The organism is Micromonospora sp. C28SCA-DRY-2 (assembly GCF_030519475.1).
Classification (GTDB): domain Bacteria; phylum Actinomycetota; class Actinomycetes; order Mycobacteriales; family Micromonosporaceae; genus Micromonospora.
Genome location: NZ_JAUMKD010000005.1, coordinates 138,438 through 160,216, shown reverse-complemented (window position 1 = coordinate 160,216; position 21,779 = coordinate 138,438). Strand labels below are relative to the sequence as shown.

The 21,779-nt window shown below is 74.7% G+C and carries 19 protein-coding genes; 1 reads left to right on the top strand and 18 read right to left on the bottom strand.

The window, feature by feature from the left end; translation table 11 throughout:
* Positions 1 to 2: 2 nt before the first annotated feature.
* From def to Q3W71_RS21440, 3 genes are read right to left on the bottom strand one after another with little or no spacing between them, the layout of a single operon-like run.
* On the bottom strand, positions 3 to 566 hold the full coding sequence (gene def, locus Q3W71_RS21450) for a peptide deformylase (RefSeq protein ID WP_109900787.1): 564 nt from the start codon (positions 564 to 566) through the stop codon (positions 3 to 5).
* Positions 567 to 611: 45 nt separating this feature from the next.
* On the bottom strand, positions 612 to 1,883 hold the full coding sequence (locus Q3W71_RS21445) for a cytochrome P450 (protein WP_302921166.1): 1,272 nt from the start codon (positions 1,881 to 1,883) through the stop codon (positions 612 to 614).
* Between the two features lie 29 nt (positions 1,884 to 1,912).
* Positions 1,913 to 2,764: a LysR family transcriptional regulator gene (locus Q3W71_RS21440; RefSeq protein WP_302921165.1), complete on the bottom strand. Its 852-nt coding sequence runs from the start codon at positions 2,762 to 2,764 to the stop codon at positions 1,913 to 1,915.
* 77 nt (positions 2,765 to 2,841) lie between these two features.
* Between Q3W71_RS21440 and Q3W71_RS21435 the strand changes: the two genes are divergently transcribed.
* Entirely contained in the window at positions 2,842 to 3,564 is a 723-nt protein-coding gene (locus Q3W71_RS21435) for a hypothetical protein (RefSeq protein WP_302921164.1), read from the top strand.
* A 103-nt stretch (positions 3,565 to 3,667) separates the two neighbouring features.
* On the opposite strand, the gene Q3W71_RS21430 is transcribed toward Q3W71_RS21435, so the two are convergent.
* The 15 genes from Q3W71_RS21430 to pyrR all read right to left on the bottom strand — a co-directional run bounded on the left by Q3W71_RS21430 (position 3,668) and on the right by pyrR (position 21,704).
* Positions 3,668 to 4,651, bottom strand: coding sequence for an AAA family ATPase (locus Q3W71_RS21430; protein WP_302921163.1), 984 nt, complete (start codon positions 4,649 to 4,651; stop codon positions 3,668 to 3,670).
* A 265-nt stretch (positions 4,652 to 4,916) separates the two neighbouring features.
* A complete protein-coding gene (locus Q3W71_RS21425) occupies positions 4,917 to 7,040 on the bottom strand; it encodes a primosomal protein N' (protein WP_302921162.1) in 2,124 nt (707 codons plus the stop codon).
* Between the two features lie 59 nt (positions 7,041 to 7,099).
* Complete coding sequence (metK, locus tag Q3W71_RS21420) at positions 7,100 to 8,293, bottom strand: methionine adenosyltransferase (protein ID WP_088994794.1); 1,194 nt, start codon at positions 8,291 to 8,293, stop codon at positions 7,100 to 7,102.
* A gap of 90 nt (positions 8,294 to 8,383) precedes the next feature.
* Complete coding sequence (gene coaBC, locus Q3W71_RS21415) at positions 8,384 to 9,592, bottom strand: bifunctional phosphopantothenoylcysteine decarboxylase/phosphopantothenate--cysteine ligase CoaBC (RefSeq protein WP_302921159.1); 1,209 nt, start codon at positions 9,590 to 9,592, stop codon at positions 8,384 to 8,386.
* Positions 9,593 to 9,606: 14 nt separating this feature from the next.
* Positions 9,607 to 9,873 (bottom strand): DNA-directed RNA polymerase subunit omega, encoded by a 267-nt coding sequence (gene rpoZ, locus Q3W71_RS21410; protein WP_013285517.1) that lies wholly within the window; start codon positions 9,871 to 9,873, stop codon positions 9,607 to 9,609.
* 37 nt (positions 9,874 to 9,910) lie between these two features.
* Complete coding sequence (locus Q3W71_RS21405) at positions 9,911 to 10,453, bottom strand: guanylate kinase (protein WP_302921158.1); 543 nt, start codon at positions 10,451 to 10,453, stop codon at positions 9,911 to 9,913.
* A 25-nt stretch (positions 10,454 to 10,478) separates the two neighbouring features.
* Positions 10,479 to 10,796, bottom strand: a complete 318-nt coding sequence (gene mihF, locus Q3W71_RS21400; RefSeq protein WP_088994797.1) for an integration host factor, actinobacterial type — start codon at positions 10,794 to 10,796, stop codon at positions 10,479 to 10,481.
* A 178-nt stretch (positions 10,797 to 10,974) separates the two neighbouring features.
* The gene (pyrF, locus tag Q3W71_RS21395) at positions 10,975 to 11,811 is read right to left on the bottom strand and encodes an orotidine-5'-phosphate decarboxylase (RefSeq protein WP_302921157.1); all 837 of its coding nucleotides are present in this window, start codon (positions 11,809 to 11,811) and stop codon (positions 10,975 to 10,977) included.
* 77 nt (positions 11,812 to 11,888) lie between these two features.
* Positions 11,889 to 13,163 (bottom strand): adenosylmethionine--8-amino-7-oxononanoate transaminase, encoded by a 1,275-nt coding sequence (locus tag Q3W71_RS21390; RefSeq protein WP_302921156.1) that lies wholly within the window; start codon positions 13,161 to 13,163, stop codon positions 11,889 to 11,891.
* A gap of 109 nt (positions 13,164 to 13,272) precedes the next feature.
* Positions 13,273 to 14,310, bottom strand: a complete 1,038-nt coding sequence (locus tag Q3W71_RS21385) for a quinone-dependent dihydroorotate dehydrogenase (protein WP_302921155.1) — start codon at positions 14,308 to 14,310, stop codon at positions 13,273 to 13,275.
* Positions 14,307 to 17,687: a carbamoyl-phosphate synthase large subunit gene (gene carB / locus Q3W71_RS21380; protein WP_302921154.1), complete on the bottom strand. Its 3,381-nt coding sequence runs from the start codon at positions 17,685 to 17,687 to the stop codon at positions 14,307 to 14,309. The genes Q3W71_RS21385 and carB overlap by 4 nt, the downstream gene beginning before the upstream one ends.
* Positions 17,680 to 18,864: a glutamine-hydrolyzing carbamoyl-phosphate synthase small subunit gene (gene carA, locus Q3W71_RS21375; RefSeq protein WP_302921153.1), complete on the bottom strand. Its 1,185-nt coding sequence runs from the start codon at positions 18,862 to 18,864 to the stop codon at positions 17,680 to 17,682. The genes carB and carA overlap by 8 nt, the downstream gene beginning before the upstream one ends.
* Before the next feature lie 58 nt (positions 18,865 to 18,922).
* Positions 18,923 to 20,200 carry a dihydroorotase gene (locus Q3W71_RS21370; RefSeq protein ID WP_302921152.1) on the bottom strand — a complete coding sequence of 426 codons (1,278 nt, stop codon included), beginning with the start codon at positions 20,198 to 20,200 and terminating at the stop codon, positions 18,923 to 18,925.
* On the bottom strand, positions 20,197 to 21,123 hold the full coding sequence (locus tag Q3W71_RS21365) for an aspartate carbamoyltransferase catalytic subunit (protein ID WP_088994804.1): 927 nt from the start codon (positions 21,121 to 21,123) through the stop codon (positions 20,197 to 20,199). Before Q3W71_RS21365 ends, Q3W71_RS21370 begins: the two co-directional genes overlap by 4 nt.
* Entirely contained in the window at positions 21,120 to 21,704 is a 585-nt protein-coding gene (gene pyrR / locus Q3W71_RS21360) for a bifunctional pyr operon transcriptional regulator/uracil phosphoribosyltransferase PyrR (protein WP_088994805.1), read from the bottom strand. The genes Q3W71_RS21365 and pyrR overlap by 4 nt, the downstream gene beginning before the upstream one ends.
* Positions 21,705 to 21,779 lie beyond the last annotated feature (75 nt).

The following is a 21,779-nucleotide window of genomic DNA, read 5'->3' as shown; positions in this document are numbered from 1 at the left end:
GCTCACCGACCCAGGCCGAAGGGGCTGCTGCCGGCGGCGTGCGGGCTGAGCTTGACCGTCGGCGGGGCGGCCGGGTCGTACCACTCGGCCTGGCGGATCGCCTTCATCGCCTCCTTGCGCCCGGCCGGGTCGAGCCGGTCGACGAAGAGCACGCCGTCGAGGTGGTCGGTCTCGTGCTGCACGCACCGGGCCATCAGGCCGGTGCCGACGATCTGCAACGGGTCGCCGTAGCCGTTGAAGCCCTTGGCGATCACGTTCTGCCGCCGCTTGGTGTCGAAGTAGAGCCCGGGGATGGACAGGCAGCCCTCCGGGCCGTCCTGCTCCTCCTCGTCGGGGAACTCGAGCACCGGGTTGACCAGGTGGCCGAGCACGTCGTCGACGTCGAAGGTGAACACCCGCAGCCCCACGCCGAGCTGCGGCGCGGCGAGACCGGCGCCGTTCTGCTCGCGCATGGTGTCGGTCAGGTCGGCGATGAGCTTGCGCAGCTCGGCGTCGAAGTCGACCACCGGATCGGCCGGCGTGCGCAGCACCGGATCGCCGAACAGACGGATGGGCTGGACGGTCACGCGGGGTGGCTCCTTCACGGGTGGGACGACCTGTGCCGTACCAGTCTACGGAGTGCCGGGACGGCTCCCGGCCGGCGTACCGCGATCGGTGCCGGGGGCGACCGCCGCGACGCGCACCGGCAGCGTGTCGTAGCCGCGCAGGGTCAGCCGGGTGCGGTGCCGCGGCTCGCCGGCCAGGGCCAGGCCGGGCAGCCGGCGCAGCAGCAGCGGGAAGGCGACCCGGGCCTCCAGCCGGGCCAGTCCGGCGCCGAGGCAGTAGTGCGGGCCGGCCCCGAACGACAGCGGCTGCTGCTGCGCCCGCCCGGGGTCGAAGCGGGTCGGCTCCGGGTACCGCCGCGGGTCCCGGTTGGCCGCGCCGAGCAGCAGCAGCGCCCAGCTGCCGGCCGGCAGTTCGACGCCGCCGACGGTCGCCGGGGCGGTGCCCAGCCGGCTGGTCAGCTGCACCGGCGAGTCGTGGCGCAGCATCTCCTCGACGTAGTCGGGGGCGAGGTCGGGACGGGCCCGCAGCGCGTCGGCGTGGCGCGGGTGACGCAGCAGCACCACCAGGCCGTTGCCGAGCAGGTTGGTGGTGGTCTCGAAGCCGGCGACCAGCAGCACCACCAGGTTGGCCAGCAGCTCGTCGCCGGAGAGCCGGGCACCGTCGGCGTCGTGCGCCTGCACCAGCGCGGTGGTCAGGTCGTCGGCCGGGGCCCGGCGGCGGGCCGCGACCAGCTCGGTGAAGTAGGCGCTGAGCTCGCGGGCGCCCTGGTCGGCGACGGCCAGCTCGGCCGGGGTGATCTCCGGCTCCAGCACCCCGGTCAGGTCCGCCGCCCAGCGCCGGAACAGCGGCCGGTCGGCGGCGGGCACGCCGAGCAGCGCGCAGATCACCCCGACCGGCAGCGGGTAGGCGAACTCGGTCATGAAGTCGACGGGTGCGCCGTCGCCGCCCCGCTCGCACATCGCGTCGACCAGGTCCTCGGCCTGCCCGGCGACCACCTCGCGCAGCGCGGCGACCCGCCGCGGGGTGAACGCGCCGGAGGCGAGCCGGCGCATCCGGCTGTGGTCCGGCGGGTTGGTCCGCAGCATCGACCGGGAGATCGAGGTCACCGCGGGGCTCTCCCGCCAGCCGGGCCAGAGCTGGTCGCGCAGCTCGTCGTCGAGCACCCCGAACCGCGGGTCGCGGAGGATCTCGTCGGCCTCGGCGTAGCCGGTCACCACGTAGTAGGCCGGGGCCGCCTCGACCACCGGCCCGTACGCGCGCAGCCGCTCGTACGTCGGGTAGGGGTCGACGCGCCCCCGCGGTGACATCAGCAGCGTCAGCGCCTCGGCGGCGTCCATGGTCGCCCTCCCCCGATCGACGGACCTCATCATCCCTCCGATCCGCCCGGCGGGCCATCCGCGGGCGCCGGCCGGAGCAGCTCCACCCGGTGCACCAACCGCGGGTCGGCCAGTGCCACCCCGACCAGGCCGGCGCCCGCCCGCACCACCCCGGCCGGGAGCACGGCCAGCCCGTGCCCGGCGGCCACCACCGCCAGCAGCCCCGCGACGTCCGTGCCGGGGTAGCGCACGTCGGCGCGGAACCCGTCGGCGCCGGCGACCGCGCGCAGTTGGGCCAGCGGGGCCGCGACCTCCGGCGCGTCGACCCAGCGGGCCAGGGCCAGGTCGGCGAGGGCGAGGCGGTGGCGGGCGGCCAGCGGATGGTCGCGGGGCAGCGCCACCACCACCGGCTCCACGCCGTGCACCTCGACCCGGGTCGGCCCGAGGTCGGCGCCGGGCAGCGGATCGTTGGGCGCGGCGAAGCCGTCGCGCAGTCCGAGGTCGAGCTCGTCAGTCGCGACCCGGCGCGGCAGGTCGGCGCGGGTGGTGACGTGCAGGGTCAGCGCGCCGCGCCGGCCGGTGGCCAACCGCGCCGCCGCGGCCACCACCAGCGGGGTGGCGCCGACGCGCAGCGGCCCCGGCCGCGGGGCGGCCAGCCGGGCCAGGTCGGCCCGCGCCGCGGCGAGCCGGAGCAGGATCGGCTCGGCGTACGCGAGCAGCCGGGTCCCGGCGACGGTCGGCGTCACCGGCCGGCGGTCCAGCAGGCGTACGCCGAGATCGGCCTCCAGAGCGGCGACGTGCTGGCTCACCGCCGACTGGGTGTAGCCGAGTTCCACGGCGGCCGCCGAGAACGACCGGAGGCGGGCGACGACGGTGAAGGTGCGCAGCAGGTGCGGGTCCACGGCGGATAAGTGTTCCTGATCCGGCCAGTACGGATCATCGTTGGACGTGATCGGCCGGGCTGGCCACGATGGTCGGCATGACCTTCGCCGTTGCCCGGCTCGCCCTCGTCGGCGACCGCTCCCCCGCCGTCCGCTCGCACACCCGGGTGCCCGCCCTGCTGACCGCCCTGCGGGACCGGCACGGCACCGACCTGGAGGCGTACTGGATCCCCACCGAGGAGGCGGCGGCCAGCCGGCTCGCCGACTTCGACGGGATCTGGCTGCTGCCGGGCAGTCCCTACCGCAGCGAGGCCGGGGCGCTGCACGCCGTGCGCTGCGCCCGCACCGGGGGCATCCCGCTGCTGGCGACCTGCGGCGGGTTCCAGCACACCCTGCTGGAGTACGCCCGAGCGGTCTGCGGCCTGACCGACGTCGCGCACGGCGAGACCGCGCCGGACGCCCCGGACCTGCTCATCGAGCCGCTCGCCTGCGCGCTGCACGGCCACGAGGGGCCGGTGGTGTTCGCCGCCGGTTCGCTGGCGCAGCGGAGCACCGGCGCCGACCGCAGCACCGAGCGCTACCAGTGCGGCTACGGGCTGAACCCGCGCTACCTGGCGACCCTGGTCGAGCACGGCCTCCGGTTCACCGGGCACGACCCGCAGGGGCAGGTACGGGTCGCCGAACTGCCCGGGCATCCGTTCTTCCTGGCCACGCTCTTCCAGCCGGAGCTGGCCGGCGACGGCGACGAGCCGCACCCGATGGTGCGGGCCTTCGCGGCGGCGGTGGCGGCCCGGCGGTCACCGGCGGGCACCCCGGCCTGAGCCGGCCCCCGTCCGGCCGAACCGATCGGCCGGGTCGCCGCCCGCCCGGCCGTCGTCGCCGCCCGCCCGGCCGGCCGGCCGGCGGCGGATGACGGCGGTTGGCTCAGGCGCCCGCGCCCGGCTCTCCGGCCAGCACCGCGTCGCCGGCGTGCCGGGCGTGCACCGGCAGCGGCAGCTCGATCTTGTGGGCGGCCTCCCAGTCGTAGACCACGCCGGGCCGGACCTGGGCGGTGAAGTAGTCCACCGCGCTCATCCCGCCGACCACCGGCTCGTCCACCTCGGCGACCAACTGCGCGGGCACCAGGCGGAAGCCGTTCTGCAGGGCGGCGCTGAGCCGGCGGTGGCCGTCGACCACGAAGAAGTACTCGCCGGTGTAGCCGATCTTCAGCGGCTCCAGCGCCTCGTCCCCGGCGGAGGCGACCTCGCCGACGAACTCGGAGTCCCAGAGCCCGCGCAGGGTGGCGATGTCCTCGGTCGGGTAGACCCGGGCCGGATCGAGCAGCAGCAGCGGCGGGGCGTCGCGCAGCACCTCCGCGCCGAGCCGGCCCTCGTACGCGTCGATGATGTGCTCGACCACCTCGGCGGCGGACGCCCGGGTGGTGTCGCAGATCAGGTCGTAGTTGCGCAGCCGGGCCTTGTCCACCCCGTAGCGGACCAGGAACCGGCCCCGCTCGCTCTCGCTGCGCTCCTTCAGCTTGGCGCGGGCCTCGTCCAGCGAGGTGTAGCTCTCGGCCGGGCCGGACGGCCGGGCCAGCACCCGGCGGGCCGCCTCGGTCGGCTCGGTGATCATGTGCACCTTGAGCGCGTCGGTGAAGAAGTGCCACGCCAACCGGGAGTCCATGACCAGCCGCTCGCCCGAGGCGGCGATGTCGCGCTGGAGCTGGTCGACGTAGCCGTCGACCGCCTGGTCGAGTTCGGCGTGCAGGTTGAGCTGCAACGCGGTCATCTGCCGCTGCTGCGCCATCTCGCGGTAGAGGTCGCCGACGCTGACCCGGCGCAGCCCGAGCCGCTTGGCGATCTCCACCGACACCGTGCTCTTGCCGCTGCCGAGGTCACCGTTGAAGACGATCGACTGACGAACGGTCACGACTGGTCCACCCCTGATCACCGGCTGTTGGACATCCCGACACCGCGCCGACCGACGCGTTCGGCGCCACCGTCGCGCCACCTGCGGCAGCTCCAGCTCGGCGCGCCTGACGCCGCGCCGCGACCTGGAGCCGTCGTACGCCCGGGCATGACGGGCGATGCTATCACCTCATGGCCAGGGGTTTCCCGGACACCGGGTGCGATCCGGGGTCGGTGGCGGGGCGGATCCGCGCTCCCCGGCCACCGGTGGCCACCCGCCGGGTCGCTCAGAAGAGGGCCAGCGGGTCGACCTGGAGCCGGACCGGATCGGTGGCCTTGCGCGCGGTGCGGACCCCGGCGGCGGAGTGCAGCGCCTCGGCCAGCGCGGCGGCCCGGGCCCGGGGCACCCGGACCAGCATCCGCTCCCGCTCCCCGTCCGCCGGCACCGGCCCGAGCAGCTCGGCCTCGGCGGGCAGCCGGGCCTCGGCCAGCAGGTCCGCCACCGCGGCCGGCTGGCCGGTCACGCTGGCCATCCGCACCGCCGGCGGGAAGCCCAGCTCGCGCCGCTCGGCCAGTTCGCGTTCGGCGAACCAGGCGGCGTCCCAGCGCAGCAGCGCCTGCACCGGGGCGAGCGCGCCGTCGGCGACCACCACCACCCGGCCGCCGGCCGGTCCCGGCCGGGCCAGCGCGGCGGCGGCCAGCCAGCGGCGCAGCGCCTCCTCCCCGGCCCGCAGGTCGGCCCGGGTGAGCAGGGCCCAGGAGTCGAGCAGCAGCACCGCGCCGTAGCCGCCGTCGGCGACCGGTTCGGCGCCCGGGGTGGCGATCACCAGGCCGGCGCCGCCGGGCACGGCGGCGAGCACCTCCTCCCGGCCGGAGGTGCGCACCGGCACGCCCGGGAACGCCCGCCCCAGCTCCTCGGCGGTGCGCCGGGCGCCGGTGACCGAGGCGCGCAGCCGCCGGCCACCGCACTGCGGGCAGGCGTACGCGGCGGCGACCCGGCCGCACCAGCGGCAGGCGGGGGTGCCGGCGGCGGACGGCAGGGCGAGCGGGCCGGCGCAGTGCGGGCACCGCGCCGGGGTCCGGCAGTCGGCGCAGGCCACCGCCGGCAGGTAGCCGCGGCGCGGCACCTGGACCAGCACCGGCCGGTCGGCGCGCAGCGCGTCCCGGGCGGTGGTCCAGGCCAGGCTGGGCAGCCGGGCGCTGGCGGCCTGCGGGTCACGCGCCAACTGAGGATCGTCGCCGGTCGGCGCTATCGCCGGCATCCGCGCGCGCACGGTGGCCCGGTCGGCCACCACCTCCCGGGCCCAGCCCGTCTCCACCAGCAGTTGCCCCTCGGCCGTGCGGGTGTACCCACCGACCAGGGCGGCCGCCTCACCCAGTTGGGCCCGGGTGAGCAGCACCTCCCGGGCGTGCGGGTAGGGCGCCCGCGGCTCGGCGTGCAGGTCGTCCCCGTCGTCCCAGATGGCGACCAGGCCGAGCCGGTCCACCGGGGCGAACATCGCCGCCCGCGTGCCGATCACCACCGGCACGTCGCCGCGCCGGGCGGAGAGGAACGCCCGGTAGCGCCGGGCGGGGCCGAGGGCGGCGGAGAGGCAGACGTGCCGGCCGGGGCCGAGCCTGGCGGTCAGCGCGGCGTCGAGGCGGTCCAGGTCGCGGTTGTCGGCGACCACCACCAGCGCACCCCGGCCGCCGGCCACGGTCGCGGCGACCGCCTCGGCGTAGCGGGCGGGCCAGTCCTCGCCCGGCAGCGCCGACCAGACCGCCCGCGGCGCCCGGCCCTCGGCCAGCGCCCGGAGCAGGGCCGGCCCGGCCGGGTAGTCCCGCCAGCCGTGCGGGTCGGGCATCGTCACCGGGCCGGCGAGCTCCGCACCGGCAGCCGCACCGGGAGGCCGCGACGCGGCACCCTGACCGGGCGACGCCGCCGTGGCGTCCGTACCGGCAGGCCGCGGCGCGGCGTCCTGACCGGGCGCCTCCGTGGTGGCGTCCGCGTCGGCGGGGTCTGGCGTGGCAGCCGGGCTGCCGGGCACCGGCGGCGTGTCCGGGTCGTCGCCGCCCGCCCCGGCGGTCTCGCCCTCGGCGGCGCGGGCGCGGACGTCCTTCTCCACCCGGGCGTGCCGGGGCGGCACGGCCAGCCGGAGCACGTCGGCGAGGCTGCCGGCGTACCGGTCGGCGACCGCGCGGGCCAGCCGGGCCACCTCGGGCGCCAGCACCGGCTCCGGGGAGACCACCTTCTCCAGGTACGCCAGCCGCCCGGTGTGCCCGGAGTCGTCGCCCCGGGACAGCAGCCAGCCGTCCACCAACTGCCCGGCGAAGCGGACCTTCACCCGCACCCCGGGGGTGGCGTCGGCGTCCAGTTCGGCCGGCACCAGGTAGTCGAAGGGCCGGTCCAGGTGGGCCAGGGGCACGTCCACGCAGACGCGAGCGACCGGCGACCCGTCCGCGGGCCGCCGGTCGCTACGCCTGGTGCCGGTCAGGCTCCCGCGGCCGACTTGAGGTCGGCGGCCCGGTCGGTGCTCTCCCAGGTCAGGTCGGGCAGCTCCCGGCCGAAGTGGCCGTACGCCGCGGTCTGCCGGTAGATCGGGCGGAGCAGGTTGAGGTCCCGGATGATGGCGGCCGGGCGCAGGTCGAACACCTCGGTCACCGCCTTCTCGATCGAGGTGACCGGCACCGTCTCGGTGCCGAACGTCTCGATGAAGAGGCTGACCGGGTGGGCCTTGCCGATCGCGTACGCGACCTGCGCCTCGCAGCGCTCGGCCAGGCCGGCGGCCACCACGTTCTTGGCCACCCAGCGCATCGCGTACGCGGCCGAGCGGTCCACCTTCGACGGGTCCTTGCCGGAGAAGGCGCCACCGCCGTGCCGGGCGTAGCCGCCGTAGGTGTCCACGATGATCTTGCGGCCGGTCAGGCCGGCGTCACCCATCGGGCCACCGATCTCGAACCGGCCGGTCGGGTTGACCAGCAGCCGGTAACCCTCGGTGTCCAGCCCGAGGCTCTCCAGCTCGGGGGCGATGACGTGCTCGCGCACGTCCGGGGTGAGCAGCGACTCCAGCGAGATGTCCGCGGCGTGCTGGCTGGACACGACCACCGTGTTGAGCCGCACCGGGCGCAGCCCGTCGTACTCGATGGTGACCTGGGTCTTGCCGTCCGGACGCAGGTACGGGATGGTGCCGTCCTTGCGTACGGCGGCGAGGCGGCGGGCCAGCCGGTGCGCGAGCGCGATCGGCAGCGGCATCAGTTCCGGCGTCTCCGAGCAGGCGAAGCCGAACATCATGCCCTGGTCACCGGCGCCCTGCGCGTCCAGGGCGCTCTCCGAGGCGCCGGTGCGCAGCTCGAAGGCGTTGTCGACGCCCTGGGCGATGTCCGGGGACTGGTTGCCGATGGAGACGCTCACGCCGCACGAGGCCCCGTCGAAGCCCTTCTTCGACGAGTCGTAGCCGATCCCGAGGATGGTCTCCCGGACGATGGTCGGGATGTCGGCGTACGCCTTGGTGGTGACCTCGCCGGCCACGTGCACCTGGCCGGTGGTGATGAGGGTCTCCACCGCGACCCGGCTGTGCGGGTCCTGGCTGAGCAGCGCGTCCAGGATCCCGTCGCTGATCTGGTCGGCGATCTTGTCCGGGTGGCCTTCCGTGACCGATTCGGACGTGAAGAGGCGGCGTGTCACGGCACTCCTAAGCTATGGAAAAGTCGTTCCGCGGCAGTGTAGTCACCACCGTCCGCGCAGCGCGCGCTGGTCAGTGTTCGGTACCACCCGTCAGGAAGGACCGGCCAGCCGGGTCACCACGAGGTCCCAGACGCCGTCGGCCAGATCCTCCTTCGACTGCTCGGGCATCCGGCTGACCGAGCCGTCCGCGCCGATGACGGTCGCCGCGTTGGTCTCGGCGCCGAAGACCTTGTCCGGCCCGACCTCGTTGATCACGATGAGGTCGGCTCGCTTGCGGGCGAGCTTGGCCCGGCCGTTGGCCTCGGCGTCGCCGGTCTCGGCGGCGAACACCACCAGCACCTGCTCCGGCCGACGGCGCCGGCCCAGCTCGGCCGCAATGTCCGGGTTGGTGACCAGCTCGATGGTTGGCGCGCTGCCGTCGTCCGACTTCTTGATTTTGCCAGTCGCGTAGGTCGCCGGCCGGAAATCGGCCGGAGCGGCCGCCATCACCACCGCGTCGGCCGCCTCGGCGGCGGCGAGGGTGGCCTGGCGCAGCTCCTCGGTGGTGCCGACCCGGACCAGGTCCACACCGGCCGGGTCCGGCAGCGCGACGTTGGCCGAGACCAGGGTGACCCGGGCGCCCCGGGCCACGGCGGTGCGGGCGAACGCGTAGCCCTGCTTGCCGGAGGACCGGTTGCCCAGGAAGCGGACCGGGTCCAGCGGTTCCCGGGTGCCGCCGGCGGTGACCACCACCCGGCGGCCGGCCAGGTCGGCCGGGGCGGCGGCGCCCCGGGCCAGGGCCCGGCGGGCGACCGCGAAGATCTCCGCCGGATCCGGCAGCCGGCCCTTGCCGGTGTCGGCGCCGGTGAGCCGGCCGACGGCGGGCTCGATCACCCGCACGCCGCGGGCGCGCAGCGTGGCCACGTTGGCGACGGTGGCCGGGTGCTCCCACATCTCGGTGTGCATGGCGGGCGCCAGCACCACCGGGCAGCGGGCGGTGAGCAGGGTGTTGGTGAGCAGGTCGTCGGCGAGGCCGTGGGCGGCCTTGGCGAGCAGGTCGGCGGTGGCCGGCGCGACCACCACCAGGTCGGCCTGCTGGCCGAGGCGCACGTGCGGCACCTCGTGCACGTCCGACCAGACCTCGTCGGCGACCGGCTGGCCGGAGAGCGCCGCCCAGGTCGGCGCCCCGACGAAGCGGAGCGCCGACGCGGTCGGCACGACCCGGACCCGGTGGCCGGACTCGGTGAACAGCCGCAGCAGCTCGCACGCCTTGTAGGCGGCGATGCCGCCACCGACCCCGAGGACGATCCGGGGGGACATCGGCGCGGGGCGGGTTACGGCTGGTCGGTCGGCTCGGCGGTGAGCAGGCCCGCGTTGATCTCGCGCATGGCGATGGAGAGCGGCTTCTCCTGCGGGGTGGTCTCGACCAGCGGGCCGACGTACTCCAGCAGGCCCTCACCGAGCTGGCTGTAGTAGGCGTTGACCTGACGGGCGCGCTTGGCGGCGAAGATGACCAGCGCGTACTTCGACGTGGTCTTCTCGAGGAGCTCGTCGATCGGCGGGTTGGTGATGCCCTCGGGGTTGGTGGCGATGGATCCCACGAATGAACCTCTGCGTCTGGAGAACCGCTCGGAGCGGCTACGTCGCCCGACCGCCCAGCGGCGACCGGGCCGGAGCCGGTAACGAAGAACCGAGCAAGCCTACCAGCTCGGTGACCGTGCGCTCGGTCAGGTCGTGCACCACGACGGCGTCGGTCTCCGCCAGGGTGGCCGGCGCCGGGTCGAATCCGGGCGGGACGAGCAGGACCAGGCGGGCGTCGGGGAGCACCGCCCGGACGCCGATCGCGCCGGGCAGGTCCAGCGGGAGCAGCACCGGCTGCCCGGCGGCCAGCCGGGCCCGCACCTGCGCCGCGGGCGTGCCGCGCGCGTACGGGCCGATCCGGCTCCACTCCAGCAGCTCGCCGGCGGCGGCCATCCGGTCGAACTCGACCGGGTCGCAGAAGAGCCGGTCGGTGCCGGGCCGCTCGCCCGCCCGGGGTGGGCGGGTGGTGGCCGGCACCGGGCTCCACACGGCGGGAGAACGCGCCCGGACCAACTCGACGACACTCTCCCGGCCGGTGCCCGAAGGTCCGGCCAGGACAGTGAGCCGAGCCGCCGGGCGCGCCTCGCCTTCCGTGCTCACTGCTTGTTTCTACACGCCGCCAGACTCAGTTGGCGGAGAACTCTCCAAGCAGTGCCTTGCGCTGCTGCTCGCCGAGGCCACGCAGGCGACGGCTGTCGGCGATCTTGAGCTTCTCCATGATCTGGGTGGCCCGGATCTTGCCGATACCCGGCATCGCCTGCAGGACGGCGGACACCTTGAGCTTGCCGACGACGTCGTCGGACTCGGCCCGCTCGAGGACGGCTCCGAGGGTGGTCTTGCCCTGCTTGAGCTGCTCCTTCAGCTCAGCGCGGGCCTTGCGGATCTCCGCAGCCTTCTCGAGCGCGGCTGCGCGCTGCTCTGGGGTCAGTGACGGGAGCGGCACCAGTTCTCCTCAGGTCCCTATCGCGACGGGCGGGACGCACCGCCGCATCTGTGAAACGTGGTGTCGCTGTGAACCAAGGGGTCCGTGGTTCCCAGCGCGGGGAAAACTAGCGGTCAACGGAGCTTTCGGCAACGTGGGCGCGCCATGATCACGACAAAGTGATCGACCCGTCAGTCAGTCAACCGGCAGCCAGGGCGGCCCGGCAGCCGGCCAGCGCCCGGTCCGCGGCGGCCCGCAGGGCGGCCACGTCGGGGCCCGCGCCGAGCACCTCCCGGGAGTACGAGGGCAGCACCGCGGGCAGGCTGGAGCCGAAGACCACCCGCAGGTCGGCCGGGGTGGCGCCCTGCGCACCGAGGCCCGGCGCGAGCAGCGGACCGTTCACCGCGGACAGGTCGTGGCCGGTGTCGCCGATGGTCGCCCCGACCACCAGACCGAAGCTGCCGAGCGGCTCCGCACCCGCGTTGAGCTGGGAAATCTCGTCGATCACGGTCTGCGCCACGGTCCGCCCGTCGGCCGCCCGGGCCCGCTGCACGGCGGCCCCCTCGGGGTTGGAGGTGAGCGCGAGGACGAAGACTCCACCGCCCTGCGCGGCGGCCAGCTCGAACATCGGAGCGAGCGAACCGACGCCGAGATACGGGCTGGCGGTGACCGCGTCGACATACAGGGGGCTGGATGGGTCGAGGTACGCGGCGGCGTACGCGGCGACCGTCGAGCCGATGTCGCCGCGCTTGACGTCAAGCAGAACGAGCGAACCGGAAGCCCGTAACTGTCGGATAGTTGACTCAAGAATTTCGACCCCGCGCGAGCCGAACCGCTCGAAGAAGGCCGACTGGGGCTTGATCACCGCAACCCGGTCACCGAGCGCTTCCACGACGGTCCGGGCGAACCGGTCGAGCCCCGTCACGTCGTCGGGCAGCCCCCAGCGGGCCAGCAGCCCCGGGTGCGGGTCGATGCCCACGCAGAGCGGGCCCCGTTCGGTCACGGCCCGGTGCAGGCGGGCGCCGAAACTCTCCACCTCTCGTCCTCTCCTCGCTCCTCGCGCGGGCCGCGTCGGCCGCCCGCGTACCCGGCCGGGTCTCCCGGACCGGGCGGTCAGCCGGCCGCCACCGCCGCCGCCACCCCGGCCGCGATCCGGGCCAGGTCGGTGTCGTCGGTGACGTACGGCGGCATGGTGTAGACCAGGTCGCGGAACGGGCGCAGCCAGACCCCCCGCCCCGCCGCGGCCGCCGTGGCGGCCGGCAGGTCGACCTCGTGGTCCAGCTGGACCACGCCGATCCCGCCCAGCACCCGCACGTCGAGCACCCCCGGCGCGCCGCGCAACGGCTCCAGGCCGGCCCGCAGGCCCGCCTGGAGCCTCGCCACCTGCCCCGCCCAGTCCCCGGCCCGCAGCAGCCCGATGGAGGCGTTGGCGACCGCACAGGCGAGCGGGTTGGCCATGAACGTCGGACCGTGCGCCAGCACGCCGGCGGCGGAGATGCCGCGGGCGATCTCCGGGGTGCACAGCGCGGCGGCCAGGGTGAGGTAGCCGCCGGTGAGCGCCTTGCCCACGCACATCACGTCCGGCGCCACCCCGGCGTGCTCGGCGGCGAACATGGTGCCGGTCCGGCCGAAGCCGGTGGCGATCTCGTCGAAGACCAGCAGCACCCCGTGCGCGCGGGTCACCTCCCGCAGCACCCGCAGGTAGTGCGGGTGGTGGAAGCGCATCCCGCCGGCGCCCTGGACCACCGGCTCGACGATCACCGCGGCCAGTTCGTGGGCGTGCCGCTCGACCGCGTCGACCAGCGCCGCCTCGTAGGCCGGGTCGGGCGGGGTGTCGAACCCGCCGGGCGGCACCGGGGCGAAGACCTGCCGGGGCAGCACGTCGCCCCAGAGGTGGTGCATGCCGCCCTCGGGGTCACAGACGCTCATCGGGTGGAACGTGTCGCCGTGGTAGCCGCCCCGCCAGGTGCCCAGCCGGCGGCGCTCCGGGCGGCCGGTGGCCCGCTGGTACTGCAGGCACATCTTCACCGCCACCTCGACGCTCACCGAGCCCGAGTCGCAGAGGAAGACGTGTTCCAGCCCGTCCGGGGCCAGCTCGACCAGGGTCCGCGCCAGCCGCACCGCCGGGGCGTGGGTGAGCCCGCCGAACATCACGTGGCTCATCCGGCCGAGCTGGTCGGTCACCGCCGCGTCCAGCACCGGGTGCCGGTAACCGTGGATCGCCGCCCACCACGACGACATCCCGTCGACCAGTTCCCGCCCGTCGGCCAGCCGCAGCCGCACCCCCTCCGCGCCCTCGACCACGTAGGGCGCGCTCGCCGGCGGGAGCGCCGCGTACGGATGCCACACGTGCGCCCGGTCCGCGGCCAGAACCTCCTCAGGCGTCACCCACGCACTCCTTCCTCGTCGCTCGCCGCGAATCGCGCGGTTGTGGCCCGTGTTTCGTCCGGTAGACGGCACCCGCCGGGGCGGAAGGTGCACGATCGCCGGGGCGGCGTCACGGGGTCGGGGACAGGGCGGCGGCGGAGGCGCGGGTGCGGGCGGCGGCGCGGACCAGCGCCGGGCCGCGGTAGATGAAGCCGGTGTAGAGCTGGACCAGGGCGGCGCCGGCGTCGAACATCCGGGCCGCGCCGTCGGGGTCGACGATGCCGCCGACGCCGATGATCGGCAGCCGCCCGCCGGTCTCCCGGTGCACGAAGGCGACCACCCGCCGGGCCCGGTCGGCCAGCGGCCGGCCGGAGAGCCCGCCGGTCTCCGCGCCGCGCGCCCGGTCCGCCGGGGCCAGCCCGTCCCGGGCCAGGGTGGTGTTGGTGGCGATCACCCCGGCCGCGCCCCGGGCCAGGCAGACCTCCAGCAGCTCGGCGATGGCCGGCTCCGTCAGGTCCGGGGCGATCTTCACCAGCACCGGCTTCTCCCCCACCAGCGCGGCGAGCAGCGCGTCCAGGTGCGCCCGGTCCTGCAACGCCCGCAGCCCGGGGGTGTTCGGCGAGGAGACGTTGACCGCGAAGTAGTCGCCGTGCCCGCGCAGCGCCCGGTAGGACGCCTGGTAGTCCGCCACCGCCTCGTCCAGCGGGGTCACCTTGGACTTGCCCAGCGAGATGCCCAGCGGCACGCCCAGCGGGCGGGGCAGCGCCGCCAGCCGGGCCGCGAGGGCCTCGGCGCCGGCGTTGTTGAAGCCCATCCGGTTGACCACCGCCTCGCTGTCGCGCAGCCGGAACAGCCGGGGCCGGGGATTGCCCGGCTGCGGGTGCGCGGTGACCGTGCCGACCTCCACGAAACCGAAGCCCAGCGCCGGCCAGGCGGGCAGCGCGACGCCGTTCTTGTCCATCCCGGCGGCCAGCCCGACGGGGTTGGGGAACTCGACGCCGAACACGGTGCGCGGCGCCCGGACGGCGTACCGGGCGCGCAGCGCGGCCAGCGCCGCCGGCCGGCGGGAGAGTCCCGCCAGCCGGCGCAGCGTCCACTCGTGCGCCGCCTCGGCGTCCCCGTCCCCGATCCGGAACAGCGCCGGCCGCACCGCCCGCTCGAAGATCACTGCTCGGCCCGCAGCGCGGCGTGCAGTTCCTGGAGCGGGCGGACCTGCATGTCGCCGCGGATCCGGGCCTCGATGCCCATCACGGCGGCGGCCGCGCCGGGCACGGTGGTGATGCACGGGATGTCGGCGGTGACCGCGGCGCTGCGGATCTCGTAGCCGTCCGACCGGGCGCTGGCGCCCGAGCCCTGCGGCGTGTTGATCACCAGCGCCACGTCGCCGCCGAGGATCAGCGACACCGCGTCCTCGCCCGCGCCGGCCTCGTAGTGCTTGCGGATCTGCTCGCAGGCGATGCCGTGCCGGCGCAGCACCTCGGCGGTGCCGGTGGTGGCGACGATCTCGAAGCCGAGGTCGGCCAGGCGCTTCACCGGGAAGATCATGCCGCGCTTGTCCCGGTTGGCCACCGAGACGAAGATCTTCCCGCCGGTCGGCAGCGAGCCGTACGCGGCGGACTGGCTCTTGGCGAAGGCGTGCCCGAAGGCGGTGTCGATGCCCATCACCTCACCGGTCGACTTCATCTCCGGGCCGAGCAGCGAGTCCACCCCCTTGCCGGTGGGGGTGCGGAACCGCTTGAACGGCAGCACCGCCTCCTTCACCGCGATCGGGGCGTCCGGCGGCATCGAGCCGCCGTCCCCGGTGGCCGGGAGCAGCCCCTCGGCGCGCAGCTCGGCGATGGTGGCGCCGAGCGCGATCCGGGCGGCCGCCTTCGCCAGCGGCACCGCCGTGGCCTTCGAGACGAACGGCACCGTCCGGGACGCCCGCGGGTTCGCCTCCAGCACGTAGAGCACGTCGTCCTTGAGCGCGTACTGGACGTTGAGCAGGCCGCGTACGCCGATCCCCCGGGCGATCGCCTCGGTGTACCGGCGGACCTCGGCCAGGTGCGAGCCGGCCAGGGTGATCGGCGGCAGCGCGCAGGACGAGTCGCCGGAGTGGATGCCGGCCTCCTCGATGTGCTCCATCACCCCGCCGAGGTAGACCTCGCCGTCGGCGTCGCAGAGCGCGTCCACGTCGATCTCGATGGCGTCGTCGAGGAAGCGGTCCACCAGCACCGGGTGGTCCGGCGAGATCGCGGTGGCCCGGCCGATGTAGTCGCGCAGGGTGGCGTCGTCGTAGACGATCTCCATGCCCCGGCCGCCCAGCACGTACGACGGGCGCACCAGCACCGGATAGCCGATCTCGTCGGCGATCGCCTTCGCCTCGTCGTACGAGGTGGCCATGCCGTGCGCCGGCGCGCGCAGCCCGGCCCGGGCCAGCACCGCGCCGAACGCGCCCCGCTCCTCGGCCAGGTGGATCGACTCCGGGGAGGTGCCGACCACCGGCACCCCGGCGTTCTTCAGCCGCTGGGCCAACCCGAGCGGGGTCTGCCCGCCGAGCTGCACGATCACCCCGATCACGCCCGGACCGCCGGCCGCCTTGCCGGAGGCGTCCTCGGCGTGCCAGACCTCCAGCACGTCCTCGAAGGTGAGCGGCTCGAAGTAGAGCCGGTCGGCGGTGTCGTAGTCGGTGGAGACGGTCTCCGGGTTGCAGTTGACCATCACTGTCTCGAAGCCGACCCCGCCGGACCCGGCCGCGCCGGCGACCGGCGCGGTGCGCAGCGCCATCACCGCGTGCACGCAGGAGTAGTCGAACTCGATGCCCTGCCCGATCCGGTTCGGCCCGGAGCCGAGGATCATCACCTTGGGCCGGGCCGAGCCGACCACCTCGGTCTCCGAGTCGTACGAGGAGTAGTGGTAGGGCGTGGTGGCGGCGAACTCGGCCGCGCAGGTGTCCACCGTCTTGTAGACCGGCCGGATGTCGAGCCGGTGCCGCAGCGTGCGGACCCCGTCCTCGGCCGCCAGCTCCGGACGCAGCGCCGCCAGCTGCCGGTCGGACAGCCCGGCCCGCTTCGCCCGGCGCAGCAGGTCGGCGTCGAGCACCGGCGCGGCGACGATCTCGGCGCGCAGCTCGACCAGGGCGGCGATCTGGTCCAGGAACCACGGGTCGATGCCGCCGGAGGCGGTGGCGACCTCGGCGATCGACGCGCCCAGCCGCAGCGCCCGCTCCACCGTGTAGAGCCGGCCGTCGTGCGGCGTCCGCAGCGCGGCGAGGGTGTTCTCCTTGGTCGCCCCGGCCGGGTCGGGCCGGGTCCAGAACCCGGCCGCCGCGGTCTCCATCGAGCGCATCGCCTTGTTCAGCGCCTCGGTGAAGTTGCGGCCCAGGCTCATCGCCTCGCCGACCGACTTCATGGTGGTGGTCAGCTCCGGGTCGGCGCCGGGGAACTTCTCGAACGCGAACCGCGGGATCTTCACCACCACGTAGTCCAGCGCCGGCTCGAACGCCGCCGGGGTCTTCAGGGTGATGTCGTTGGGGATCTCGTCCAGGGTGTAGCCGATGGCCAGCTTCGCGGCGATCTTCGCGATCGGGAAGCCGGTCGCCTTGGAGGCCAGCGCCGAGGAGCGGGAGACCCGCGGGTTCATCTCGATCACCACGATCCGCCCGTCGGCCGGGTTGATCGCGAACTGGATGTTGCAGCCGCCGGTGTCCACCCCGACCTCGCGCAGCACCGCGATGCCCAGGTCGCGCAGGCGCTGGTACTCCCGGTCGGTGAGGGTCATCGCCGGGGCGACGGTGACGCTGTCGCCGGTGTGCACGCCCATCGGGTCTAGGTTCTCGATCGAGCAGACCACCACCACGTTGTCGTGGCGGTCGCGCATGAGTTCGAGCTCGTACTCCTTCCAGCCGAGCACGCTCTCCTCGATCAGCACCTCGTGCACCGGGCTCGCGGCGAGGCCGTCACCGGCGATCCGGGCCAGCTCCTCCGGGGTGTGCGCCATGCCGGAGCCGAGGCCGCCCATGGTGAACGACGGCCGGATCACCACCGGCAGGCCCAGCTCGGCGACGGTGGCCTCGACCTCCGCCATCGAGTGGCAGACCCGGGACCGGGGCACCAGCCCGGCCGGGTCGTCGAGGCCCAGCCGGACGCCGGCCTTGGCCACGATGTCCTTGAACAGCTGCCGGTCCTCGCCGCGGTTGATCGCGTCGATGTTCGCGCCGATCAGCTCGACGCCGTACTTCTCCAGCACGCCGGACTCGTGCAGGGCGACCGCGGTGTTCAGCGCGGTCTGCCCGCCCAGGGTGGGCAGGATCGCGTCCGGCCGCTCCTTGGCGATGACCAGCTCGACGAACTCCGGGGTGATCGGCTCGACGTACGTGGCGTCGGCGAACTCCGGGTCGGTCATGATCGTCGCCGGGTTGGAGTTGACCAGGCTGACCCGGATGCCCTCGCGGCGCAGCACCCGGCAGGCCTGGGTGCCGGAGTAGTCGAACTCGCAGGCCTGCCCGATCACGATCGGCCCGGAGCCGATCACCAGGACGTGCTTGAGGTCGGTCCGCTTAGGCATCGGTGCGCCCCTCGATGAGCTCGGCGAAGCGGTCGAACAGGTAGTCCGCGTCGTGCGGACCGGCCGCCGCCTCCGGGTGGTACTGGACGGTGAAGGCGGGCACGTCCTTCGCCCGCAGCCCCTCGACCACGTTGTCATTGAGGCAGACGTGACTGACCTGGACGCCGCCGAACTCGGTCTCGATCACCTGGTCGGGTACGACCAAGCCGGGCCGTCGGCCCGGCTCCGGCACCTCGGCCGCACCGAGCTCCTGTTCGCGGCCCGGCCAGGCGACCGCGAAGCCGTGGTTGTGGCTGGTCACCTCGACCTTGCCGGTGGCCCGGTCGAGCACCGGCTGGTTGATCCCGCGGTGGCCGTAGCCGAGCTTGTAGGTGCCGAAGCCCAGCGCCCGGCCGAGGATCTGGCTGCCGAAGCAGATGCCGAACAGCGGCACCCGCCGGCGCAGCACCTCCCGGGCCAGCGCGACCGGGCCGTCAGCGGTGGCCGGGTCGCCGGGGCCGGGCGAGAAGAAGACCGCGTCGGCGCCGGTGGCCAGCAGGTCGTCGATGGTGGAGCCGGCGGGCAGCACGTGCGTGGTGACCCCGCGCGCGGCCAGCCGGCGCGGCACGTTGCGCTTGATCCCCAGGTCCAGTGCGGCCACCGTGTAGCGGTGCTCCCCCTCGGCCGCGACCACGTACGGCTTGGCGGTGGTCACCTCGGCGGAGAGGTCGGCGCCGACCATCTGCGAGGACTGCCGGACCCGGGCCAGCAGCGCCCGGGGGTCGGTCTCCACGCTGGAGACGCCGACCCGCATCGCGCCGCGCTCGCGCAGGTGCCGGGTCAGCGCCCGGGTGTCCACCCCGCTGATGCCGACCACGCCCTCGGTGGCGAGCCGGTCCTCCAGCCCGCCGGTGGCCCGCCAGTTCGAGCCGATCCGGGCCGGGTCGCGGACCACGTAGCCGGCCACCCAGATCCGGTCGGACTCGTCGTCCTCGCCGTTGACCCCGGTGTTGCCGATGTGCGGGGCGGTCTGCACCACCACCTGCCGGTGGTAGGACGGGTCGGTCAGGGTCTCCTGGTAGCCGGTCATGCCGGTGTTGAAGACCGCCTCGCCGAAGGTCTCCCCGACGCTGCCGTACGCCTCGCCGTGGAAGGTCCGCCCGTCCTCGAGGACGAGGATCGCCGATCGCCGCTTCACGCCGCGCCTCCCTCGCTCCGGACCGCGGGGCTCCGCTCCGCTGCACTCCTCGTTCGGATCACTTGACAGCCTTTCCGTCCAGGACCGTCGGCTCGCCGCGCAGGAAGGTCGCCACGATGCGACCCGGCAGCGTCATGCGGGCGTACGGGGTGTTGCGACTGCGGCTGGCCAGCTCGGCCGGCTCGATCACCCGGCGGGCGGCCGGGTCGACCAGGGTCAGGTTGGCCGGCACGCCGGGCGCCGGGTCGAGGCCGTGCCCCTCCAGGCCGGCGATCCGGGCCGGGGTGCGCGACATCCGCTCGGCGATCAGGTCCCACTCGGGGCCGAGCACGTCGAGCGCGATGGACAGCGCCGTCTCCAGACCGAGCATGCCCGGCCGGGCGTACGCCCACTCGCACTCCTTGTCCTCCACCGCGTGCGGGGCGTGGTCGGTGGCGATGATGTCGATCACGCCGTCGGCCAGCGCGGCGCGCAGCGCGGCGACGTCGGCGCCGGTGCGCAGCGGCGGGTTGACCTTGTAGACCGGGTCGTAGGTCTCGGCGCGCTCGTCGGTGAGCAGCAGGTGGTGCGGGGTCACCTCGGCGGTGACCCGGACCCCGCGGGCCTTGGCGTGCCGCAGCACCTCGACGCTGCCGGCGGTGGAGACGTGGCAGACGTGCAGCCGGCTGCCGACGTGCTCGGCCAGCAGCACGTCCCGGGCGATGATCGCCTCCTCGGCGACCGCCGGCCAGCCGGTCAGCCCGAGCCGGGTGGAGACCTCCCCCTCGTGCATCTGCGCGCCCTCGGTGAGCCGTGGCTCCTCGGCGTGCTGGGCGATGATCCCGTCGAACGCCTTGACGTACTCCAGCGCCCGGCGCATCAGCTTCGGGTCGGCCACGCAGTGCCCGTCGTCGGAGAAGATCCGCACCCGGGCCGCCGAGTCGGCCATCGCGCCGAGTTCGGCCAGCCGCTCGCCGGCCAGCCCGACGGTGACCGCGCCGATCGGCTGCACGTCGACCAGCCCGGCCTCCCGGCCGAGCCGCCAGACCTGCTCGACCACGCCGGCGGTGTCGGCGACCGGTGAGGTGTTGGCCATCGCGCAGACCGCCGTGTAGCCGCCCAGGGCGGCGGCCCGGGAGCCGGACTCCACGGTCTCGGCGTCCTCCCGGCCCGGCTCGCGCAGGTGGGTGTGCAGGTCGACCAGGCCGGGCAGGGCCACCAGGCCGGTCGCGTCGAGCACGGTGGCGCCGTCGGCGGCCAGGTCGGCGCCGACCTCGGCCACGACGCCGTCGCGGATCAGCAGGTCGGTCGGCGCGGCCCCCACCACGCTGACCCCCTTGACCAGGTACGCGGTCATGAGTTGTTCCCCCCGAGCAGCAGATAGAGGACGGCCATCCGGACGGAGACCCCGTTGGCGACCTGTTCGACGATGGTGGAGCGGGGCGAGTCGGCCACCTCGGGCGTGATCTCCATGCCCCGGTTCATCGGGCCGGGGTGCATGACGATCGCGTGCTCGGGCAGCCGGCGCATCCGCGGGCCGTCCAGCCCGTAGCGGCGGGCGTACTCGCGGGCGGACGGGAAGTAGGAGTCGTTCATCCGCTCCCGCTGCACCCGCAGCATCATCACCACGTCCGAGGTGGGCAGCACCGTGTCCAGGTCGTAGCAGACCCCGGTGCCGGGCGCGAGCGCCTGCGCGATGTCGACCGGGATCAGCGTCGGCGGCCCGACCAGGGTCACCTTGGCGCCGAGGGTGGACAGCAGCAGCACGTTGGAGCGGGCCACCCGGCTGTGCAGCACGTCCCCGACCACCGCGACCGACAGGCCGGCCAGCCGGCCCAGCCGGGCCCGCATGGTGTACGCGTCCAGCAGCGCCTGGGTGGGGTGCTCGTGGGTGCCGTCGCCGGCGTTGACCACCGAGCCGTCGACCCAGTTGGCGAGCCGGTGCGCGGCGCCGGAGGCGGGGTGGCGCACCACCACCGCGTCGGCGCCCATCGCCTGCAGGGTCAGCGCGGTGTCCTTCAGGCTCTCGCCCTTGGCCACGCTGGACCCCTTGGCGGAGAAGTTGATCACGTCGGCGCTGAGCCGCTTCGCCGCCGCCTCGAAGGAGATCCGGGTCCGGGTGGAGTCCTCGTAGAAGAGGTTGACCACTGTCCGGCCGCGCAGCGCGGGGAGCTTCTTGACCTCGCGGCCGGCCACGGTGGCCATCTCGGCGGCGGTGTCCAGGATCTGGGTGGCGGTGGCGGCGTCCAGGTCGCCGCCGGAGAGCAGGTGCCTGATCACGCGGGGGTCCCCCCGTACAGCTTGACCTCGTCGGCGCCGTCGGTCTCGGCGAGGGTGACCTTGACGCTCTCGGCGAGCGAGGTCGGGATGTTCTTGCCCACGTAGTCGGCGCGGATCGGCAGTTCCCGGTGGCCGCGGTCGACCAGGACGGCGAGCTGCACCGAGGCCGGGCGGCCCACGTCGTTGAGCGCGTCCAGGGCGGCCCGCACGGTACGCCCGGAGAAGAGCACGTCGTCGACGAGGACGACCCGCTTGCCGTCGATCCCGCCGGCCGGCAGCTGGGTGGGGCCGACCGCGCGGGTGGCGTGCCGGCGCAGGTCGTCGCGGTAGAGAGTGATGTCCAGCACGCCGACCGGGACGGTCACGTCCTCGAAGGTGCTGATCCGGGCGGCGAGCCGCTTCGCCAGCGGGGCGCCCCGGGTGGGGATGCCGAGCAGGACGGTGTCGGCGGCGCCCTGGGTCTTCTCCAGGATCTGGTGGGCGATCCGGTCGACCACCCGCTGGACGTCGGCGCTGGTGAGGATCACCTTCACCGAGGGTTGTCGGGCGGTCGGTGACTGGGCAGCCGGTGGGTAGGCCACGGCGGACCTCCTTCCCCGCCTCACGGGACGGGTCGTTAAAGGACGTCGGATCCTCCCGCCGGACCGTACCCGGCC